Consider the following 441-nt stretch of genomic DNA (forward strand, 5'->3'; position numbering starts at 1 on the left):
TTTAAATTATTAACTTTCCATAATATCTAAAAATTTTTCATTACAATAATATATTCTTAGATTATTATTTATTATAACAATAGGATTTGGTAAACATCCTAAAAATCTTTTATATAGTAACTGCTTTTCATTTAAATTTCTATATACTTCTTCCAATTTATAATTGTTATATATTATTTCCTTATTTATATCCTCTAGATTTTTATTGGTTTTTACAGTTTCTTTAAATATAAATTGTAATTTTCTTTTGCTATATTAACTATAATAATCAATACGGTACTGGTAAAAATTATAATTTTAACAAACTTTACTACATCGTTAATAAAAAATATATTTATATAATTAGTAGATAGTGATACTAAAATCTTTAGTGTTAATAAATTTACATTAATTTTAACAAATTCTATCTTTTTTTCAACATTTTATAGTATAAATTTTAAA

At 16.3% G+C, this 441-nt stretch carries 1 protein-coding gene; it reads right to left on the bottom strand.

The genetic code is table 11. From position 1 onward, the window contains the following. Nucleotides 1-9 precede the first annotated feature (9 nt). On the bottom strand, nt 10-156 hold the full coding sequence (locus tag A500_RS20640) for a PAS domain-containing protein (protein WP_157453714.1): 147 nt from the start codon (nt 154-156) through the stop codon (nt 10-12). Nucleotides 157-441 lie beyond the last annotated feature (285 nt).

This window comes from Clostridium sartagoforme AAU1 (assembly GCF_000401215.1).
GTDB classification, from domain to species: domain Bacteria; phylum Bacillota; class Clostridia; order Clostridiales; family Clostridiaceae; genus Clostridium; species Clostridium sartagoforme.